Origin of the sequence: Pseudomonas sp. NFIX10 (genome assembly GCF_900111955.1) — a bacterium.
In the GTDB taxonomy this organism is placed as follows: domain Bacteria; phylum Pseudomonadota; class Gammaproteobacteria; order Pseudomonadales; family Pseudomonadaceae; genus Aquipseudomonas; species Aquipseudomonas fluorescens_AA.
In genome coordinates, this window is the sequence record NZ_FOKH01000035.1 from 56,156 (window position 1) to 75,953 (window position 19,798).

Annotated in this window: 15 protein-coding genes and 1 riboswitch; of the genes, 6 read left to right on the top strand and 9 right to left on the bottom strand. The window is 61.1% G+C overall.

The genetic code is table 11. The features are described from left to right. Window positions 1-83 precede the first annotated feature (83 nt). Window positions 84-204, bottom strand: a riboswitch (yybP-ykoY riboswitch). A 50-nt stretch (window positions 205-254) separates the two neighbouring features. Together BM321_RS25080 and BM321_RS25085 are read right to left on the bottom strand one after the other, a co-directional pair. After that, on the bottom strand, window positions 255-1,253 hold the full coding sequence (locus tag BM321_RS25080; protein WP_092445454.1) for a class I SAM-dependent methyltransferase: 999 nt from the start codon (window positions 1,251-1,253) through the stop codon (window positions 255-257). Between the two features lie 45 nt (window positions 1,254-1,298). Then, window positions 1,299-2,264, bottom strand: a complete 966-nt coding sequence (locus tag BM321_RS25085; protein ID WP_092445456.1) for a 2-hydroxyacid dehydrogenase — start codon at window positions 2,262-2,264, stop codon at window positions 1,299-1,301. Window positions 2,265-2,387: 123 nt separating this feature from the next. Here BM321_RS25085 and BM321_RS25090 point away from each other — a divergent pair, with 123 nt between their 5' ends. From BM321_RS25090 to BM321_RS25115, 6 genes are all read left to right on the top strand, one after another. Continuing rightward, window positions 2,388-3,017 carry a LysE family translocator gene (locus tag BM321_RS25090; protein ID WP_092445458.1) on the top strand — a complete coding sequence of 210 codons (630 nt, stop codon included), beginning with the start codon at window positions 2,388-2,390 and terminating at the stop codon, window positions 3,015-3,017. A 259-nt stretch (window positions 3,018-3,276) separates the two neighbouring features. Then, complete coding sequence (locus BM321_RS25095; protein WP_092445460.1) at window positions 3,277-4,959, top strand: fatty acid--CoA ligase; 1,683 nt, start codon at window positions 3,277-3,279, stop codon at window positions 4,957-4,959. A gap of 331 nt (window positions 4,960-5,290) precedes the next feature. Next, entirely contained in the window at window positions 5,291-7,147 is a 1,857-nt protein-coding gene (locus tag BM321_RS25100; protein WP_092445462.1) for a DUF1302 domain-containing protein, read from the top strand. Between the two features lie 25 nt (window positions 7,148-7,172). Continuing rightward, entirely contained in the window at window positions 7,173-8,537 is a 1,365-nt protein-coding gene (locus BM321_RS25105; RefSeq protein ID WP_092171610.1) for a DUF1329 domain-containing protein, read from the top strand. Window positions 8,538-8,789: 252 nt separating this feature from the next. Continuing rightward, on the top strand, window positions 8,790-11,525 hold the full coding sequence (locus tag BM321_RS25110) for a winged helix-turn-helix domain-containing protein (protein ID WP_092445464.1): 2,736 nt from the start codon (window positions 8,790-8,792) through the stop codon (window positions 11,523-11,525). An 83-nt stretch (window positions 11,526-11,608) separates the two neighbouring features. Then, on the top strand, window positions 11,609-12,109 hold the full coding sequence (locus tag BM321_RS25115; protein ID WP_092445466.1) for a methylated-DNA--[protein]-cysteine S-methyltransferase: 501 nt from the start codon (window positions 11,609-11,611) through the stop codon (window positions 12,107-12,109). Between the two features lie 279 nt (window positions 12,110-12,388). Here BM321_RS25115 and BM321_RS25120 read toward each other — a convergent pair whose 3' ends face one another. The 7 genes from BM321_RS25120 to BM321_RS25145 form a co-directional block, all read right to left on the bottom strand. Next, complete coding sequence (locus BM321_RS25120) at window positions 12,389-14,296, bottom strand: alkaline phosphatase D family protein (protein WP_092445468.1); 1,908 nt, start codon at window positions 14,294-14,296, stop codon at window positions 12,389-12,391. A 136-nt stretch (window positions 14,297-14,432) separates the two neighbouring features. Beyond that, complete coding sequence (locus tag BM321_RS25125) at window positions 14,433-15,428, bottom strand: TRAP transporter substrate-binding protein (protein ID WP_092445470.1); 996 nt, start codon at window positions 15,426-15,428, stop codon at window positions 14,433-14,435. Between the two features lie 190 nt (window positions 15,429-15,618). After that, a complete protein-coding gene (locus BM321_RS25130; protein ID WP_092445472.1) occupies window positions 15,619-16,035 on the bottom strand; it encodes a VOC family protein in 417 nt (138 codons plus the stop codon). A gap of 343 nt (window positions 16,036-16,378) precedes the next feature. Continuing rightward, window positions 16,379-16,861, bottom strand: coding sequence for a hypothetical protein (locus tag BM321_RS25135; protein WP_256573479.1), 483 nt, complete (start codon window positions 16,859-16,861; stop codon window positions 16,379-16,381). Beyond that, window positions 16,855-17,169 carry a hypothetical protein gene (locus tag BM321_RS31090; protein WP_256573478.1) on the bottom strand — a complete coding sequence of 105 codons (315 nt, stop codon included), beginning with the start codon at window positions 17,167-17,169 and terminating at the stop codon, window positions 16,855-16,857. Before BM321_RS31090 ends, BM321_RS25135 begins: the two co-directional genes overlap by 7 nt. Then, the gene (locus BM321_RS25140) at window positions 17,166-17,924 is read right to left on the bottom strand and encodes a hypothetical protein (protein WP_256573477.1); all 759 of its coding nucleotides are present in this window, start codon (window positions 17,922-17,924) and stop codon (window positions 17,166-17,168) included. Before BM321_RS25140 ends, BM321_RS31090 begins: the two co-directional genes overlap by 4 nt. A 246-nt stretch (window positions 17,925-18,170) precedes the next feature. Further along, window positions 18,171-19,679, bottom strand: coding sequence for a hypothetical protein (locus BM321_RS25145; RefSeq protein WP_092445473.1), 1,509 nt, complete (start codon window positions 19,677-19,679; stop codon window positions 18,171-18,173). Window positions 19,680-19,798 lie beyond the last annotated feature (119 nt).

Consider the following 19,798-nt stretch of genomic DNA (forward strand, 5'->3'; position numbering starts at 1 on the left):
TTCCTAAAGGGGCGGGTCGACACGGCTATGACACGTACAGCCTTCCCGCCCCGGGTAAGGTGTGCGTGTCATAGGTCTTGTCAAACCCAGCGGCCATCTGCGTGGACGCTTGGGTCGCATACGCCATGGTCTGCTGACCAAGTATGTTGACGTATGCCGGGCGAGCAGGGTGCTCGCGGGAGACTACTCCCCTAGGACGGAGCGGATTCTGCCTAGGCAAATCCGATTGAGCAAGTACTGTTTCCTAAAAAGCTTCAACCGCGCTTGGCCCGGTAGATGCGAAAGCCCTGGCCTTCGGCCTTGATCGCGCAGACGCCCAAATGCTCCTCGATCAGCGGCTGGTACTTGAGAAAACTATTGGCGACCAACCGAAGTTCGCCACCGTTTTTCAGATGTTTGGCTGCTTTTCGCAGCAGGTTTTCCGTGGCGTGGTAATCGGTGTGCACCCCGACGTGGAACGGCGGGTTGCTCAGGATCGCGCTCAGACCGATCGGTGCGGCGTCGATGCCATCGCCGGTCAATACTTCGGCTTCCAGGCCATTGGCGGCCAGGGTCAGGCGACTGCTGGCGGCAGCAAATGCGTCCACGTCCAACAGGGTGACGGTGTTGTGCGGATAGCGCCGCTTGACTGCGGCCCCCAGCACCCCGGCACCGCAGCCGAAGTCGAGCAAGTGTCCGCTGGGCAGTTTATCCAGGTGTTCCAACAGCAGCGCACTGCCGCGGTCCAAGCGACCGTGGCTGAATACCCCCGGCAGGCTGATGACCTTCAGCGGGCCTTCGGCCAGGGGCAGTTCGTAGGTCTGGGCCAGGCTTTCCAGGGGCTTGGCCTCGGGTGCGTTGGCGACAGTGACCTGCCACAGCTGGCAGTGCCGGGCGCTGTCGAGTTTGCGCGGCTTGCCGAACGGGTTGAGCTGCTTGGACGCCCCTTCGATGCCGCTGCGTTTTTCCCCCACCAGGTACACCTCGCGCCCGGCCAGGCGCGCCGCCACGGCATTGAGGAGGTAGTCGGTCAGGTCCTTGGCCTTGGGCAGGAACACCACGGCGGTGTCGAACGCACGCTCGGGCACGGCCACGCCAAAGTGGCTGCGCTCGGGAAAACGAGCGTCCAGCGCCGCCTGATCGCCGGCATGCCAGCACCAGCCATGGGCCTCAGGCAAACGGCCGAGCAAATCGTCGGCGGGCAGGCCGGCCAACAACACCGGACCCTGGAATAACTCGGCCTGACGAAGCAGTACTTCACTGCGCGGATCCATGGTCTGCTCCTTGATAAAGCGGGTAAAAAAAAGTGCGGCAGTTTATCAACTGACGACACGCCGCGCTGTACCGCTGAAAAAGCCCTGGGCGTTTTCGCTCATTTGGCCGACGATCCGTTGCCGCGCCTCGCGGCTGCCCCAGGCGTTGTGTGGGGTGACGATCAACCGTGGGATATCGCCGGCCAGCAGCGGGTTGCCTTGGGTCGGCGGTTCCACGCTGAGCACGTCGGTGGCGGCGCCTCCCAAGTGACCGCCACGCAGTGCCTCGGCCAGGGCCTGTTCGTCGATCAACCCGCCGCGGGCGGTGTTGACCACGAATGCGCCGGGCTTGAGCAGCGCCAGTTCCCGGGCGCCGATCAAGTTCCGGGTGTGCTCGTTGAGCGGGCAGTGCAGGGTCAGGGCATCGACTTGTGGCAACAATTGCTCCAGCGGCAAGCGGTCGGGGCGGGTCGGGCGCCCAGGGATCTGCCCCAGCAGCACGCGCATGCCGAAGGCTTCGGCCAGCCGCCCGACGGCGCTGCCCAATTCGCCATGGCCGAGCAAGCCCAGGGTCTTGCCTTCCAGCTCGACAATCGGATAGTCCAGCAGGCAGAACTGCGAAGCCTGCTGCCAGCGACCTTCCCCCACCGCTTTTTGATAATCGACCAGGCGCGTCGCCAGGTTCAGCAACAGCATGAGGGTGTGCTGGGCCACCGACGGCGTGCCGTAGCCCTGGCAATTGCAGACCGTGATGCCGTGGTGGCGGGCGGCCGCCAGGTCGACATTATTGGTACCCGTCGCACTGATCAGGATCAGCTTCAGTTCAGGGCTGGCCGCCATGGCCTGGGCATCGATCACGATTTTGTTAGTGATTGCCACGGTGGCGCCCTTGAGCCGCTCGATGACCTGGTCCGGCGTGGTCCGGGCGAACAGTTGCAGTTCGCCGAAGCAACTGCGCAACGGGTTCAGGTCCAGGTCGCCGAGGTCCAGGGAAGGGTGGTCGAGGAAAACGGCGCGGGCGGTGTTCGTCATCAGCTGTACCTTTTATGTCAAGAACCGAAGGCGTAATGTGGCGAGCCTATCAGATGAATGTGGCCCTGGCACCGAACACCCGTGGCGAGGGAGCTTGACAAGGCCCACCCCTCAGGAGCCCCTATGTACCTTACCGAATTCCTCACCGTCGCCCTGATCCACCTGCTGGCTGTCGCCAGCCCCGGGCCGGATTTTGCCGTGGTGGTGCGCGAAAGCGTGACCCATGGCCGGCGCGCCGGGACCTGGACGGCGCTGGGTGTCGGCACGGCGATTTTCCTGCACGTGGGCTATTCGTTGCTGGGCATCGGCCTGATCGTGTCGCAATCGATCGTGCTGTTCAACGCACTGAAGTGGGCCGCCGCCGCGTACCTGCTGTACATCGGCTTCAAGGCACTGCGGGCGCAACCGGCCAAGCCGGCCGAGGAAAACCTGCACAAGGAAGTCGGTGAGCGGACCGCCCGCGGCGCGTACATTTCGGGGTTTGTCACCAACGGCCTGAACCCCAAGGCGACATTGTTTTTCCTGTCGCTGTTCACCGTGGTAATCAACCCGCACACGCCGTTGGCGATCCAGGCCGGTTACGGCGTGTACCTGGCGGTGGCGACGGCTGTCTGGTTCTGCCTGGTGGCGCTGTTGTTCAGCCAGCAACGGGTGCGCGCTGGTTTCGCGCGCATGGGCCACTGGTTCGACCGGACCATGGGCGCGGTGTTGGTGGCTATCGGCGTGAAACTGGCGTTTACCGAGATGCACTGACCGTTTCGGTCTTTTTCGCGATTGCTTCATGCCAAGGCGTGGCGATCACGGACATTGGCGGACGCGGCCCAAAGTTCCCCGCAGGGTTTCGTTCTGACAAGGTTTTGGCTGCGCAACGGAGTTGAAACCTACCGCTAGATGGCTCAAAGCTAGCATTTGTGTACGGATCAAATCATTCCTTTGGCTGATTTGATCCGTGTATAAGCGCTCTAGAGTGCTTGCTTCCAGCCAAGACCGTGCAGTCAGAAAAGGGACTCTTATGTTGCAGACTCGCGTTATTCCTCCAGCCGAAGGCGCCTATCAATACCCGCTGCTGATCAAGCGGCTGCTGATGTCCGGCACGCGTTACGAGAAAACCCGCGAGATCGTCTACCGTGACCAGTTGCGCTACAGCTATCCGACGCTGATCGAACGGGTCGCGCGCCTGGCCAACGTGTTGACCGAGGCGGGGGTCAAGGCCGGCGATACCGTGGCGGTGATGGACTGGGACAGCCATCGCTACCTGGAATGCATGTTCGCGATCCCGATGATCGGTGCGGTGATCCACACCATCAACGTGCGCCTGTCACCGGAGCAGATCGTCTACACCATGAACCACGCCGAGGACCGCTTCGTGCTGGTCAACAGCGAGTTCGTCGGCTTGTACCAGGCGATAGCCGGGCACCTGACCACCGTGGACAAGACCCTGCTACTGACCGACCTGCCGGAAAAAACCGCCGACCTACCGAACCTGGTGGGTGAATACGAGCAATTGCTGGCCGCCGCGGCGCCCACCTACGACTTCCAGGATTTCGACGAAAACTCCGTCGCCACCACGTTCTACACCACCGGCACCACCGGCAATCCCAAGGGCGTGTACTTCACCCATCGGCAACTGGTGCTGCACACCATGGGCGTGGCCACCATCATGGGGTCCATCGACAGCGTGCGGCTGCTGGGCACCAACGACGTGTACATGCCGATCACGCCGATGTTCCATGTCCATGCCTGGGGCCTGCCCTACGTGGCGACCATGCTCGGGCTCAAGCAGGTCTATCCGGGGCGCTACGATCCCGAGTTCCTGGTCCAGCTATGGCGCAAGGAAAAGGTCACCTTTTCCCATTGCGTGCCAACCATCCTGCAAATGGTCCTCAATGCCAAGGGCGCCCAGGACACCGACTTCGGCGGCTGGAAAATCGTCATCGGCGGCAGCGCCCTGAATCGCAGCCTGTACGAAGCGGCCAAGGCGCGGGGCATCCAGCTCACCGCCGCCTACGGCATGTCGGAAACCGGCCCGCTGGTGTCCTGTGCCCACCTCAACGAAGAATTGATGGCCGGCAGTGAGGACGAGCGCACCACCTATCGGATCAAGGCCGGCGTGCCGGGGCCGCTGGTGGAGGCGGCGATTGTCGATGCCGAGGGGCGGTTCCTGCCGGCCGACGGCGAGACCCAGGGCGAACTGGTGCTGCGCGCGCCGTGGCTCACCGAGGGCTATTTCAACGAGCCGCACAAGGGCGCCGAACTCTGGGCCGGCGGCTGGCTGCATACCGGTGATGTCGCCACGCTGGACAACATGGGCTTCATCGACATCCGCGATCGCATCAAGGACGTGATCAAGACCGGTGGCGAATGGATCTCCTCCCTGGACCTGGAAGACCTCATCAGCCGTCATGCGGCGGTACGCGAAGTAGCAGTGGTCGGCATTCCCGATCCGCAGTGGGGCGAGCGACCGTTTGCCTTGCTGGTGATTCGAGAAGGGCATGAGATCGGGGCTCGCGAACTCAAGGAACACCTCAAGCCGTTCGTCGAGCTGGGGCATTTGAGCAAGTGGGCGATCCCGAGCCAGATCGCCCTTGTTACGGAAATTCCCAAGACCAGCGTCGGCAAGCTCGACAAGAAGCGTATCCGCGTCGACATCACCGAATGGCAGAGCAACAACAGCACCTTCCTGTCCACGCTTTAGGCCTTTTTGCCGTGCCCGAAAGGGCACGGCAGCCCCACCAAGCAAGCGCTTGCCTTGTCAAACCGCAAATTTCAGCCATCCTTGCCGTGCCGGCATCTGTCGGCCTGGCGAAAGGACTGTTCCAGAGTGGTCGCGGGCTGCAAATCACACTTTAGAGGGATCAAGCCGTACTACCTGCTGGCTATAGTCCGCTCACGGATTCTCAAGAACGGGGCGCACGCACGAAAGGGCGATGCGACTTCGACGGACGTCGGGACGCTGCCGCTCCCTGCCGCCGAGGTGTTTTTGAAATGTCCATTGCCATAACAATAATGCACATGGAGTAGCGTCGATGACCTCAGCAACCACGTTCTGGCGCCGGGCAAAACTGCCTCTGGCGGTCAGTCTCGCCTCTTCGCTCGCCGGGCCTGCATTCGGCGTCAGTTTCAACATCGGTGAAATCGAAGGCCAGTTCGACTCGTCCCTGTCGGTCGGCGCGAGCTGGTCCACGGCCAAGGCCAACCGGGATCTGATCGGTGTCAACAATGGCGGCAAAGGCTTGTCGCAGACCTCCGATGACGGCCACTTGAACTTCAAGCGAGGGGAAACCTTCTCGAAGATCTTCAAGGGCATCCATGACCTGGAACTGAAGTACGGCGATACCGGCGTGTTCGTGCGCGGCAAGTACTGGTACGACTTCGAACTCAAGGACGAACATCGCCTGTACAAGGACATCAGCGACAGCAACCGCAAGGAAGGCGCCAAGTCCTCCGGCGGGCAGATCCTCGATGCGTTCGTCTACCACAACTATTCCATTGCCGATCAGCCAGGCTCTGTGCGTTTGGGCAAGCAGGTGGTCAGCTGGGGTGAAAGCACGTTCATCCAGGGCGGCATCAACTCCATCAACCCGGTCGACGTGTCCGCATTCCGTCGTCCTGGTGCCGAGATCAAGGAGGGCCTGATCCCGGTCAACATGTTCTACGTGTCCCAGAGCCTGACCGACAACCTCTCGGCCGAGGCGTTCTACCAGCTGGAGTGGGACCAGACCGTGGTGGATAACTGCGGTACGTTCTTCTCCCAGCCGGATGTGATTGCCGACGGTTGCACCGATAACCTGCGGGTGCTGAACAAGCGTTCGACCATTCCGTTGCCGGGCGCCATTCTTCCAATATTGGAAGGCCAGGGCGTCGACATCAACGAAGAAGGCGTGCTGGTACGTCGTGGCCCGGACCGCGATGCCCGCGACAGCGGCCAGTGGGGCGCATCGTTGAAGTACATGTTCGAACCGCTGGACACCGAGTTCGGTGCCTACTTCATGAACTACCACAGCCGTGCGCCGATTTTCAGTGCCCAGGGGGCTGCGCAGCAGTTCTACACTGCGGGGCCCATCGCGGCACTGCGTCCCCTGATCGTAGCGGGTAACTCCAACTACTTCGTCGAATACCCGGAAGATATCCGTCTCTACGGCCTGAGTTTCTCCACGACACTGCCTACCGGTACGGCGTGGAGCGGTGAGATCAGCTATCGGCCGAATGCACCGGTGCAACTGAGCACCACTGACATTCTCTTCGCCGGTGTGACGCCACTTCCCGGATTTGGCAATGCATCGGTGCTCCAGGGCACGCCGGGCCAGGACCTGCACGGCTATAGCCGTAAAGAGATCACTCAGTTCCAGACCACCTTCACGCACTTCCTCGATCAAGTCATGGGCGCCAGCCGCCTGACCCTGGTGGGTGAAATCGGGGTGACCCATGTCGGTGGCCTGGAAAGCAAATCCGACGCTCGCTATGGCCGTGATCCGGTGTTCGGGCCGGGTGAACTGCCCAACGGTTTCTGTAACTCGCTCAATACGTCCACTGCGACGGGGGGCGGCCAGACCATCAACGGCGTCAACAGCAACTGCAACAACGACGGCTTCACCACCTCCACGTCCTGGGGCTACCGCGCTCGCGCCATCTGGGAATACCCGGACGTGTTCGCTGGCGTGAACCTCAAGCCCAACGTGGCCTGGTCCCATGACGTCAAGGGTTACTCGCCGGGCCCTGGCGGCAACTTCGAAGAAGGCCGCAAAGCCGTCAGCCTCGGGCTGGATGCCGAGTACCAGAACACCTACAACGCCAGCCTGGCCTACACCAACTTCTTTGGTGGCGACTTCAGCACCGTGGACGATCGCGACTTCCTGGCGCTCAGCGTCGGCGTGACCTTCTAAGCACCGTATTTCAGGACGACACACTATGAAAATAACAAAGAATCTGTTGCAGGTCGGTGTCTTGGGGCTGTCCCTGCTGGCTGCCAGTGTCATGGCGGCGGTGCCTGCCGCCGAGGCCGACAAGCTGGGCAAGAGCCTGACGCCGATGGGCGCCGAGATGGCCGGCAATGCCGATGGCTCGATCTCGGCCTGGAAACCCATGGCCAAGAACGCCGGTGCCGTGGACAGCAAGGGCTTCCTGGCCGATCCATTCCCGACTGAAAAACCGCTGTTCACCATCACTGCGCAGAACGTCGAGCAGTACAAGGACAAACTCGCCCCCGGCCAGTACGCGATGTTCAAGCGCTACCCGGAAACCTTCAAGATGCCGGTCTACCCGACCCATCGCGGCGCCACCGTGCCGGACGAGGTGTTCGCCTCCATCAAGAAGAATGCGGTCAACACCAAGCTGGTCTCCGGCGGCAACGGCCTGGAGAACTTCGAGACGGCCGTGCCGTTCCCGATTCCCCAGAGCGGCGTCGAAGTCATCTGGAACCACATCACCCGCTATCGCGGCGGCAGCGTGACGCGCCTGGTCACCCAGGCCACCCCGCAGCCCAACGGTTCGTACAGCCTGGTGTACTTCCGCGACCAGTTCGTGTTCCGCGACAAGATGAAGGATTTCGATCCGGCCAACCCTGGCAACATCCTGTTCTACTTCAAGCAACAAGTGACCGCGCCGGCGCGCCTGGCCGGCGGTGTGCTGCTGGTGCACGAGACCCTGGACCAAGTGAAGGAGCCGCGTTCGGCGTGGGTCTACAACGCTGGCCAGCGCCGTGTGCGCCGTGCCCCGCAAGTGTCTTATGACGGCCCGGGTACGGCGGCCGACGGCCTGCGTACCTCCGACAACCTGGACATGTACAACGGCGCACCGGACCGCTACGACTGGAAACTGGAAGGCAAGAAAGAACTGTACATCGCCGCCAACAGCTACAGGATCGATTCGCCGCAACTCAAGTACGCCGACATCATCAAGGCCGGCCACATCAACCAGGACCTGACCCGCTACGAGCTGCGGCGCGTCTGGCATGTGACTGCGACCCTGAAGGAAGGCCAGCGCCACATCTACGCCAAGCGTGACTTCTACATCGATGAAGATACCTGGCAAGCCGCGGTGATCGACCACTACGACGGTCGTGGCCAACTGTGGCGCGTGGCCGAGGCCCATGCCGAGAACTACTACGACAAGCAAGTGCCGTGGTACGCCCTGGAAACCCTCTATGACCTGCAGTCCGGCCGCTACCTGGCGCTGGGCATGAAGAACGAAGAGAAATCGGCCTACGACTTCGGCTTCACCGCCACCACCGCCGACTTCACCCCGAACGCACTGCGTCAGGACGGCATCCGCTAAACCGCTCCACCCGAGGCCGCATCCTCGAAACAACGCCCCGACTGGTTCGGGGCGTTGTTTTGTGTGGGGCTAAACACAAATGAGGAGGTAAACACAAAGTTGTGGCAGGGGGATGCCTGATACGCCTTTCAAGTTGAATCGACTTGTAGCCTTTTTGTAGCCATTTGTAGCACTCCCTTCAATACCTCCTCGTTTACCGCTAGTCTGCGGACATCTGCAACGCCGCCACCCGCATTCCTACAAGAGCCGGCCATGACTGATTTGTCTTCACTTCCGGATTCTGCCCGCGCAGCCATCGCGGTACAGGACGGGCGTTTCTACCGCCCGCCCTTGCCCGATGGCCATGTCGCGCGGCCGCGGTTGTGCGAGCGTTTGGCCGCTGGGCTTGGGGGCAGGTTGCTGTTGGTCAGTGCCCCGGCGGGGTTCGGTAAAAGCTCCCTGGCGGTGGAGTTCTGTCAGAGCCTGCCAGCCCATTGGCAAAGCCTCTGGCTGGGGCTCAGTGCCCGGGACAACGATCCGGGGCGTTTCCTGGAGCGCTTGCTCGAAGGGCTCCAGGCGTTTTTCCCGCAACTGGGGGGCCGGGCACTGGGGCTGCTGAAAATGCGCCAGCGCCATCAACCCTTTGCCTTCGAAGAATGGCTCGATGGCTTGCTGGACGAATTGTCCGCCCACTTGTCGCTCCGTAACCCCTTGCTGCTGGTCCTCGACGATTACCACCTGGCCCAGGGCCCGGTGCTGGATCGCTCCCTGCAATTTTTCCTCAATCACCTGCCCGACGGTTTGCTGGTACTCGTCACCAGCCGTCAGCGCCCGGACTGGCACCTGGCGCGCCTGCGCCTGTCGCGGCAATTGCTCGAACTCAACGAGCAAGACCTGCGCCTGACCCATGACGAAGCCTTGACCCTGCTCCAGCATCACAGCAGCTCGTTGCGCGGCGAGGCGCTGGAAAACCTCATCCAGCGCAGTGAAGGCTGGGTGGCCGGGCTGCGGTTCTGGTTGCTGGCCGCCTCCGAAGCCGGCAGCGAAGGCCTGCTGCCCCAGGCCTTGCACGGTGGGGAAGGGCTGATCCGCGATTACCTGCTCGAAGAAGTTATCGATTGCCTGCCCGCCGAGGTGCAGGCGTTCCTCTACGACACGGCTCCCCAGGAACGCTTTTGCAGTGCGCTGTGCGATGCCGTGCGCGAAGCCCATGACAGCGGCGAAATCCTGCGTTACCTGGCGGCCCACCAGGTCTTCCTGGTGCCGCTGGACGAGCACGGCCATTGGTATCGTTATCACCACCTGTTTTCCGACCTGCTGCGCAGTCGCCCCAGCGCGCCGGCCATGGTCCCGGCCGCGACCCTGCACCTGCGGGCCTGTCGCTGGTTCAACGCCCAGGGCCTGATCGACGAAGCCGTGGAACAGGCCCTGCGGGCCGGGCACCTGGACGTGGCGGCGAACCTGGTGCAGAACCTTTCGGAGGAGCAACTGCTGGCCGAGCAGAACGTCGGCATGTTGCTGCGCTGGAAAATGGATTTGCCCGACAGCCTGCTCATCAGCACGCCGCGACTGATCGTGCTCTATAGCTGGGCATTGGGCCTGGCCTGTCAATTGGACGCCGCCGAAGAGCTGGCCGCGCACTTGAGTCGCTTCCTGCCGGCCCCTTCTGCCACCGCGCAAAAATCCATGCTTGCCCAATGGCTGGCCCTGAGCGGCATCGTCGCCCGTGGCCGCGGCGATCGCGAGGCCACCGTGCGTTATTGCAGCGAAGCCCTGGAGAGCCTGCCGCAAAAACGCTACGGCCAGCGGCTGATGTGCCTGTCCACCTTGTCGAACCTGGCGATTGCCGACGGCGACCTGTGGCGCGCCCGAAACCTGAACCGCGATTCCCTGGAGCTGGCGCAGCGGGTCGGCAACCCATTGTTCGAGGCCCTGGCCCATTACGACCGTGCCCGGGTCTTGCAGGCACGGGGCGAAATCCTGCGGGCGCTGGACGAAGTGCAGCAGGGGTTGCAGCGTTTGCATGCATTATCGCCCCAGCGGCTTTACGCGGTGCGGGCGCGGTTGATCATGTACGAGGGTTTCCTGCTGACCTTGCGCATGCAACCCCAGGTCGGCCTGGCGCGGTTGCAGGCAGGCCTCACCGAAGCCCGCGCCTGCCGCGACATCAGCGTGCTGATCGCCCATTGCGTGATCGCGCGTATCGAAGGTCATGGCGGCGAGTTCGCCCGGGCCTTTGCCGAACTGGCTGAAGCCGAGCGCCTGATGCACATCTGGGACGTTCCGCCGATCTACTACCTGGCAATGATTACCCTGGTCAAATGCGAACTCTGGCTGGCCCAGGGGCGCACCGACCTGGCCGAAGCCTGGCTGGCCCGCTTGGGCCAGACCTACACGGGCGAACGGGCCGCCGCGCCGCCGGAATTCCACCCGCAACTGCCGCTGCATGTCGAATTGCAGCAGGCGGTGCTGGAATCCATCCGGGGTCAACCGATGCTTGCCGAAGGGCGACTCGATGCCCTGCTTGAACACGGCCAGCAAACCGGCCGGCAAATGCTCAGCGTGATGGCCCTCAACCAGAAGGTCGCCTTGCTGTTGAGCGCCGGCCGTGAGCCCGAAGCCCGCCGTACCCTGGCCCAAGCTTTCGAAGCCGCCAGCGGCGGCGTGTTGCAGCCCTTCGAGTGGCTGTTTGGCAAGCACTGTGAATGGTTTCGCGAACAACTGCTGCACGCACCGCCCAGCACGTTGCGCGAACATCTGCTCGAACGCCTGCCCTCGACGGTGGCCCAACCTGTCGACCCGGCGGCACCTGTCGAAACCCTCAGCAGTCGCGAGCGGGCGGTGTTGCAGCTGATTGCCCAGGGCTGTTCGAACCAGGAGATCAGCGAGCAATTGTTCATCTCGCTGCACACCGTCAAGACCCACGCCAGCCACATCAACAGCAAACTTGGCGTCGAGCGCCGCACCCAGGCGGTGGCGCGGGCGAAGGCGTTGGGGTTGTTGGGCTGAGCGAGGTTTTGGCAACGGCGAGAAAAACCTGTGGCGAGGGAGTAAGCTTTCTCGCCACAAAGGCTTTGACAAGGAATCCCTCGATGTTGCCTCTGTACAAAACCATCCCATCCCCCGTCGGCCAGTTGATCCTCGTCGCCCGGGAGACAAGACTGGCGGCCATCCTGTGGGAAAACGAGCGGCTCAACCGGGTGCGCCTGGGGCCTTTGGAAGAAGACACTCGGCATCCGGTCCTCAAGGAAACCGAACGTCAGTTGCTGGATTACTTTGCCGGTCAGCGCCGCCGTTTCGAACTGGAGCTGGACTTTGCCGGCACTGATTTCCAGGTCCGAGTGTGGCACGCACTGCTGACCATCCCCTTCGGTGAAACCCGCAGCTACCGCGATATCGCCGTCCAGATCGGCCAGCCGACAGCGGTCCGGGCGGTCGGTGCCGCCAACGGTCGCAACCCTATCTCGATCATCGCCCCGTGCCACCGCGTCATCGGCAGCTCCGGCAGCCTCACCGGCTTCGCTGGCGGCCTGGCGGCCAAACAATTGCTGCTCAGCCTCGAAGGCCAGCAGACCCTGCAGTTGGCGTTCTGACTGCTACTTCCCTGTGGGACCGTGGATTTTGCATCCATCCCCAATCCCCTGTGGGAGCGGGCTTGCTCGCGAAAGCGGAGCGTCAGCTTGCCTAGGTGCTGGCTGTGCCGCCGTCATCGCGAGCAAGCTCGCTCCCACAGTTGTTTGGGTGTGACTGTAGGTTTTGCATCCATCCCAATCCCCTGTGGGAGCGAGCTTGCTCGCGATAGCGGAGTGTCAGGCAACTTATTTGGCGATTGATACACCGCTTTCGCGAGCAAGCCCGCTCCCACAATGTTTTCAGGCAGGTGGGGATTTTGGGGGGCGCATGCGAGTCGGTGGTTGGCCGTTGGCGTTGTGCTGGTAGATCTTCGTGGGCTGGCCCTGTTCATTGAAGAACACCTGGCCAATACCGGCGCTGTTCCACAGCCGTTCGCCCGCCTCGGCGTGTTCCGGGGTGTGGGGGACGATGCGCATGCTGCGGCGCTTGGTGAACCAGTTCAGGGGCGAGCGGGGGGAGTAGAGCCAACGGTTCAGGCGGTCGAACCATTCCAGCAGCACGGGCGGGAATTCATTCTTGATGCCGCTGCTGGTGATCTGCCAGATACGCGGGCCGCCCTTGCGGTGTGGGATCAGCACCTCGTAGACGAAGGAATAATGCACGTCCCCTGACAGCACCACGTAATTACCCGGTGTACGCGAGTGTCGGAAAATGTTCAGGATCACCTGGGCCGCGCCGCGATGGGCCATCCAGTTTTCCGCGTCCACCAGCAACGGATAACCACACCAACTGAATACCCGCTGCACGGTCTCGATCAGCTTCACGCCGAAGATCGGTGCCGGTGAGACGATGATGGCCGAGGGGTGATCCAACAACGCTTGCTGCAACTCGCTTAGGGCTTCCCAATCCAGCAGGCCGGAAGGTTGCTTGAGGTTGTTCTCACTGCGCCAACGACGGGTGCGGGTATCGAGCACCACCAGGGCCGGGGTGCTCGGCAGTACGTAATGCCACTGCTGGAAACCCAGCAGGGTGTCGATCAATTGGTCCTGGGGTTCGCTGTCGAGGTAGCGGTCTCGGGCGGTGTCGCTCAAGGCCAGGGTCTGCGGGAGCACGTCCGCAAAGGCATCCGGGTTGTTACCCCAGCCTTGACAGAGCATGTAGGCGATCAAGGCATTGCCGATGATACGCTTGGAGAACGGATGGCCGTAGGCCGTTTCCTCCCACTGCGCGGACAGATTCCAGTCATCGGTAATGTCGTGGTCATCGAAAATCATCAGGCATGACAAGTGTGCAAATACCCGCGCCACGCCGTCCAGCCCGGTCTTGAACGCGTCGATGCGTCGCTGTTCCAGGTCGTAGCGCTGGCGCCGCTCGGCGGTCAGTTCGGGGGGCTGCACAGCGATCAGTGTCCAGGGCACCGGCGACCACACCAGTAGATACATCGCCATGACCTCGGCGAAGGTCACCAGGTGATTATCGGCGCTGCTGCTGGTGAAGATCGGCTTGCGCGCCCCGCCGAAAAAGCGCTCGCGCAGGGTTTCGTTGCTCTCCAGTGCCGGTAGCAAATCGGCGCGATGGTAATAACTGGCCGGGTGTTGGTAGAGCTTGGCGCTGTCTTCCACGACGGCGCCGTCCAGGCATTCCTCGAACAGTCCCAAGCGTTCGATCAGCCCGTGAATCGCCCGCAACATGGGCCCGGCGACGTCGTCGGCATAGACCTGGTCGCCACTCATTATCAACAGTGCCGGGCGTTGCGCCGGGTCTTGCGCGAGCAGACGGTCGACACAGAGCAGGCCGTCGTTGGCCGGGTAGTGGGGTTTGCGGCAGGAACCGTGGACCAATTGTTCGATGCGCGAATGCAGCATGAAGTTCGGGCACTGCGCGCCGTCATACAACAGATGCGGCGCCCACTCGGCGATGGGCGCACCGTCCACCAGCAGGTCGTAATCAATCGCCACGTCCTGGGGCAGAGGGGCGTCGAGCGTCACATCGATCAAGTGCACAAACGCCCGCTGCCCCACCGGCACCACGGTGCAACGTGATGCATCGAGTGCCAGGTCGCCGACACCGTCAATGCGCAGCGTCAACGCCAACGCTCGCGTGCCCACCAACCACATCACCAGGCGCGCAGGCTCCAGCCGCCGCAACAGCGGGCCGACCAGGACAGGGGGCAGGGCAAGGGTGATATCGGGGGTGGACGACAGCATCAGCGGAAAAAGCTCTGTTCAGGGAGAGGCGGGGATCATAACGCAATGTGCTGTGCGACTGGGGATAGGGCGGCGGGCACTGTTGTGGCGAGGAAGCAAGCGCCCTCGCCACAGGAAAGTGTCAAGCCTGGCGATGTCACTGGGCGCTGTTGGAGGCCTCGGCCGCCTTGATCAGGTCCGGACCGATCTCTGTCTCGAACTTCGCCCATACCGGTTTCATTCGTTCGCGCCAGACACTGCGCTCTTGCGGTGTGAGGGTGATGATCTCGGTGGTCTTGGCGTCCAGGACGTGCTGCTTGTCCTGTTGGTTGAAGCGTTCCGCTTCCTGGTTGGTATGGGCAGTGGATTCGACCACGATCTTCTCCAGCTCGCTGCGGATATCCGGCGGCAGGCCGTTCCAGAAGTCCGACGTGGTGATCAACATGTAGTCGAGTATGCCGTGGTTGGATTCGGTGACGTATTGTTGCACCTCATTGAGCTTCTGGTTGTAGAAGTTCGAATAGGTGTTTTCCGTGCCGTTGACCAGGCCGGTACGCAGCCCCTGGTACACCACCGAGAAAATCATCGGTTTGGCCTTGGCATCCACCGCCTTGAACTGTTCCTCAAGCACCGCGGAGGTCTGTATCCGGAACGTCAGACCACGGGCATCCTCGGGGGTACGCAATGGCTTGTTGGCCGATAGCTGCTTCATGCCGTTGTGCCAATAGGCCAGGCCGGTGACGTTCTTGCTTTCCATGGACTTGAGCAGTTTCTGACCCTCGGGGCTTTGCTGGAAACGGTCTACTGCGGCGATGTCGTCGAATAGAAAGGGTAAGTCGAACAGCTGCACGGTCTTGGTGTACTGATCGAACTTGGCCAGTGACCGCGCAATGATCTGCACCTCTCCCAGAAGCAGGGCCTCCATCTCCTTGTCATCGCCGTACAGCGTGGAGTTGGGGTAGACCTCGACCTTCACCTTGCCCGGCAGCCGCTCTTCCGCCAGTTTCTTGAACATCAACGCGCCCTGGCCCTTGGGCGTTTGGTCGCCTACCACATGGGAGAACTTGATGACGATCGGCTCAGCCGCCATGACCGTGCCCCACACGCCGAAAGCCAGAGTGCAGGCGAACGCTTTCCATACAGGTTTGAGCATTGCGAAATTCCCTTTGCCTTTACATTCATCGTACGGGCCTCTTCTGAGCCCGGCGTACTGCAGACAACGTCAAGTCTAGGAGAAAAATCATCCGCCGCCGGGTGACGTGTTCCGGCGGGCAAACCATTGGGCTTCTGCTGGGTGGGAGCGGGTTTTAACTGACCGTACGCCTTTCACAGCCCCCTGAGGCTCAAGGCTCCAGCGCCGGCCCCTTCAACTCGAGCTGGTTGCCGTCCGGATCGAAGCAGTAGATCGACCAGCCCTTGCCCTCCGCGCCGTAGCGCATCTGCGCTTTCTCAACGGTCAGGCCAGCTGACGCCAAATGCGCGAGAAGGGTTGGTTCATCGAACGGCTCGATACGCAGGCACAAGTGATCGACGTTGTGCCCCTGCTTTCCGGCCGCCGGTCCACCCTGGCGACCGAGGGGGCCGTCCACGGCAACCAGGTCAATCATCGAAACACCGGTGCCCAGATGAAGCATGCCAAGATCGTCCCGGCGCTTCTTCAGCTCGCAACCGAGCACCGATGTGTAGAAAGCGAGGCTGCGCTCGAGGTCCTTTACGCGCAGGACGATGTGGTCGATGCGTTGAATCGTGAAGTTCTTCATACGGGCCTCATGTGCTCAGTGATGGACGCCAGGGTTACTTCACCTTAGCCATTCATGCTGGAATGGCATCGCAACAACAATCCCCTGTGGGAGCGAGCTTGCTCGCGATGACGCCAGCACATTCAACACAGGTTAGACCGGCCGCATCGCGAACCAGCTCTTCCCCCGCCCGGCATCCTGGTGGCTAAAGTTCATCGACATGCAGTCGATAGGCTCATTCCGGAGACGTGCGCATCTATCGGTGTTTCTCCTCATTGTTCGGTTTGGAATGGAAAGGATAAGCAAGCTTAGGGTCGACAAGCACTTCAGAATAAAGCACCCGGCCGAATCTCCAGTGGGCTGGTTAGGCATCAGCACCGATGTGGCTGATATCCTGGGTGTGATCCACGCCGGCCAGGAGAAAGGCGTAGTACTCATCATCAAGAATGATCGCAGACAGGCTGGCGGCTTGCTCCTCAACGGGGACCTTGGTCATTCTGGCCGCTTCTTCATGCTCCAGGCCATCCGGCACTCGGGAAAACAGCTCGACCTGAACGGGAAAGGATTTGTCCTCAGGATTCTGGAAACGATAAAAAACCGGCGAGTCCCCACTGCTGTCACCATTCTGGCGAATGGCATAGCCGCCGTCCTTGATGAACTTCCAGAACTGCCCGACGAACGCACGATCCAGTGCCTCGACGACCAGGACGATATCCAGATCCTTGGTCAGTCGAAACTCTTCACCCAGTCCCTCCATGGCAATTGAAGCGGCCACCCCGCCGATCAGAACGTAGCTGTCCTGGAAGTCCCTGAAATATTCTCGAAACCGATCTACACCCACTACCATTTCACGTTCTCCATCATTTCATCGAGACACATTTGCACGCGCTCGTCATGGTCATCCTTGAGGCTCAGATAGAGCGAAAAGGGGTCTACCGTCCCCGTGGCGATGTTGCTGCGTGGTGGTTCATAACTCCAAAACTGAATGCAGCATGCGGCGTGGTTTGGCGGTACTTCGAGGTAGGGCGCGGTGGTCTCGAGTTTCGACTTGGCCGTTTTCGAAGTTGAGCCCCATGCGCCGAATTCTTCCCCGTAGGCTGCATTCTTTTCAGTTTGAGCAAGCTCCCGGACATGCTCGAACTGCGCTGCGGTCATTGCAAAGCAAGGGACTTTTGGGCAGCGAGAAGACTCATTTCAGCCAGGGCCGTTTCTCCGGCCAGCAACATTGGGGTGTCATCAAGAACCTGGGGAATTGCATTGAGCCAAAGTGCTTTTTTGACCGGCGTACGCATGGACTCCTTGGTCATCTCCCAAGTCTCCTTTGGGGACAAGTGAAACAGGATCGCGGCCTCACCCATTTCCTTTCCAGGCTTAACAATGTCCAAGTCGGTCAGTTCCTTGATCGCTCTGCTGACGGTCATTTTTGCGTAGGTAAAGGACTTCTCGAAGGTAGCGCGAGAGGTCAGGAGCTGGTGGTGCCATCCCTTGATCAGGAATTGAATCAGCATGGCTTGGGTGGCGGGGCTCAGGACCTGAGGTTTTTCCAGGCGTTGGCGGTAATACTCACGCAAGTCCATGCCAAAGGCCGGAAGAAAAAGCTGATTGCCCGGCACGATGAACTGGACGCCTTTCTCCACCAGCCGCTTGCGGTCATAACTCGGAAGCGTGTCTGTGACGAAAATCATCAAGTCGCCGGTCTCGGGCAGCTTTTTATATGCCTGAAAGTTGTGGATAGCCTGAATATGCTTGGCGACATCCGCAACGCTGGCTTCACGCTGTGGACGTTCCTTGAGAATGAGGCAGCCGGCCCCGAAGATTTCCGTGACGAAAAATTCGTAGCGGTCACGCAACGCATACGGAAGGATCTTGACGTGCTCCCACGGTTTTAAGCGCAGCTTCAGGCCCAGCACGTTCTCTACGTAGACTTTGAGCTCGATCAGATCACGCCTTTCGGGGGAGATCGTGGTCTTGGTGGGGGGCGGGCATAGTCATTCTTCCGTATCAGGATTTCAGCACGGTATTAGAGGTTTTGATAGCGTGCAAAATTCTTGATCTTTCTAGATGGATATTGGTTTCTGACCTCCCGCCTCAATGGGGTTGCTACGCTGGTACTGCCAAGATTTGGAACCTGCTTTTCTGAGGGCGGCAGAGATCCATCACTCGAAAACCAATCCCTCACACCCTTTGGCCTCAACCATCTGCTCAAACACCGGCAACCGCGCGACAAACTCCGTGTCGAACGCCAGATACCGATCCTGCGCCGCCAAGTAACGAATCTCCGGCTTTACCTGCGCAATATCCTTGGAAGACAGCTTCACCACCTCATGGCTGCGCTGATTCCAAAACCACGCCAAGGTCTGTGTGCCGAACGTATTCGTCCGGTAATTCCACACCCACCAATCCCCGTGCCCCCGGGCAACATGAAGCTGCCCATGAAAGGTGCGCAACGTGATGACTTGCTTGGGCTGGGTGACGAGCAAGCGCGTGTCCTGGCGCAGTTCACTGCCGAAACCGTCCAGCGTCGCCTTGGTCTTGGCGCCGGTCATGACGTTGAAGCGCCACGCCAACAGCACCGTCTCCTGATAATCCGAATGCTCGACGTTCTGCCGCGTGCCTTCGCTGAACAGCAGAATCTCGTCACCCCCCAGGTAAGCCGTTGACGCCCTGAGTTTATAGCCCTCGGCAGGCATCGCCCGGGCGACGATGGCTGGTTGTGGAGGGTCTTGATTCCAGACCCAGCACTTCGGCCCGTTGTGCTGCATGAACAGCAAGCGGCGAGGGCCGATGGGCAGGATCGTCAGTTCATCCGCGTACTCGAAAATCACCTCGCTGCTGTCCGCCGTGATCCGCCAGACCCGCGTCAAATGCTCGGGTTCGTAGATACGTTGACGTTCGAATATCTCCGAGCCCACCACCACGCAAGGCTGTTCAAACTCCGGCCATTGCACCCCGGCAGGCCCGAACGCCGCGATCTCATCGCCTTGACGAATTTCGTATTGGTAGCGGTCGTCCGCACTGTAATCGCCGCGTATGACCCGACGTTTCCACAGGCTGCGCCGGGCATCGGCATCGATGAGCTGAAGGTCCGCGCCGTCCACGCCATCGGCCCGGTGTTCGAGCATGTCCTGCTCGGCGGGCGGCCATTGGTTGTAATCGATCAGAAAGCATAACCACTGGTCGTCGTCCTGCTCGGTGATGGCGGCCCAACCGTTGCGGTAGTTGTATTCGTGCACATAGGTGGCGCCGGGATAGTCATGGACTTCCTGCAGCCACTTCACCTTGCTGCGCTTGGGTTTGGCCAGCTTGCGTTCGACGGCGGCAGGCTTGGGCGGCTCGATCAAACTCGCCGTGAACCTCGGTTCGTCGCGCTGGCTCTGCCAGTGCCGGGCAAAGGCCTCGCGCTGAGCGACCGGGACAATCACCGGTCGATAATCATCGCCACCGGCGTCCAGGTTCCACAAGTCATAACCCTGACCCGCCAACACCGGCGCCAGCGCCTCGAAACAGACCTCGGGCATCTCGTTGGACAGCTCATCCAACAACGCCTCGAACCCTGGACCGGCAAACACACCGATGTCGGGATAGTAATGCTGCAACAGCCCGAGCAAGTCGCTGCCCGGTGTTTTCCAATCGATATGAACCAACGGATCGAATTGCGATTGCATCACGCCTGTCTTCCTGTGGTTTCTCTGCGGCCATCTTAGCTGCACACCGCCGAAGCCCCAAAGCGATGATAGGCCGGGCACAGGCCACTGTGGGAGCGAGCTTGCTCGCGATAGGGCCG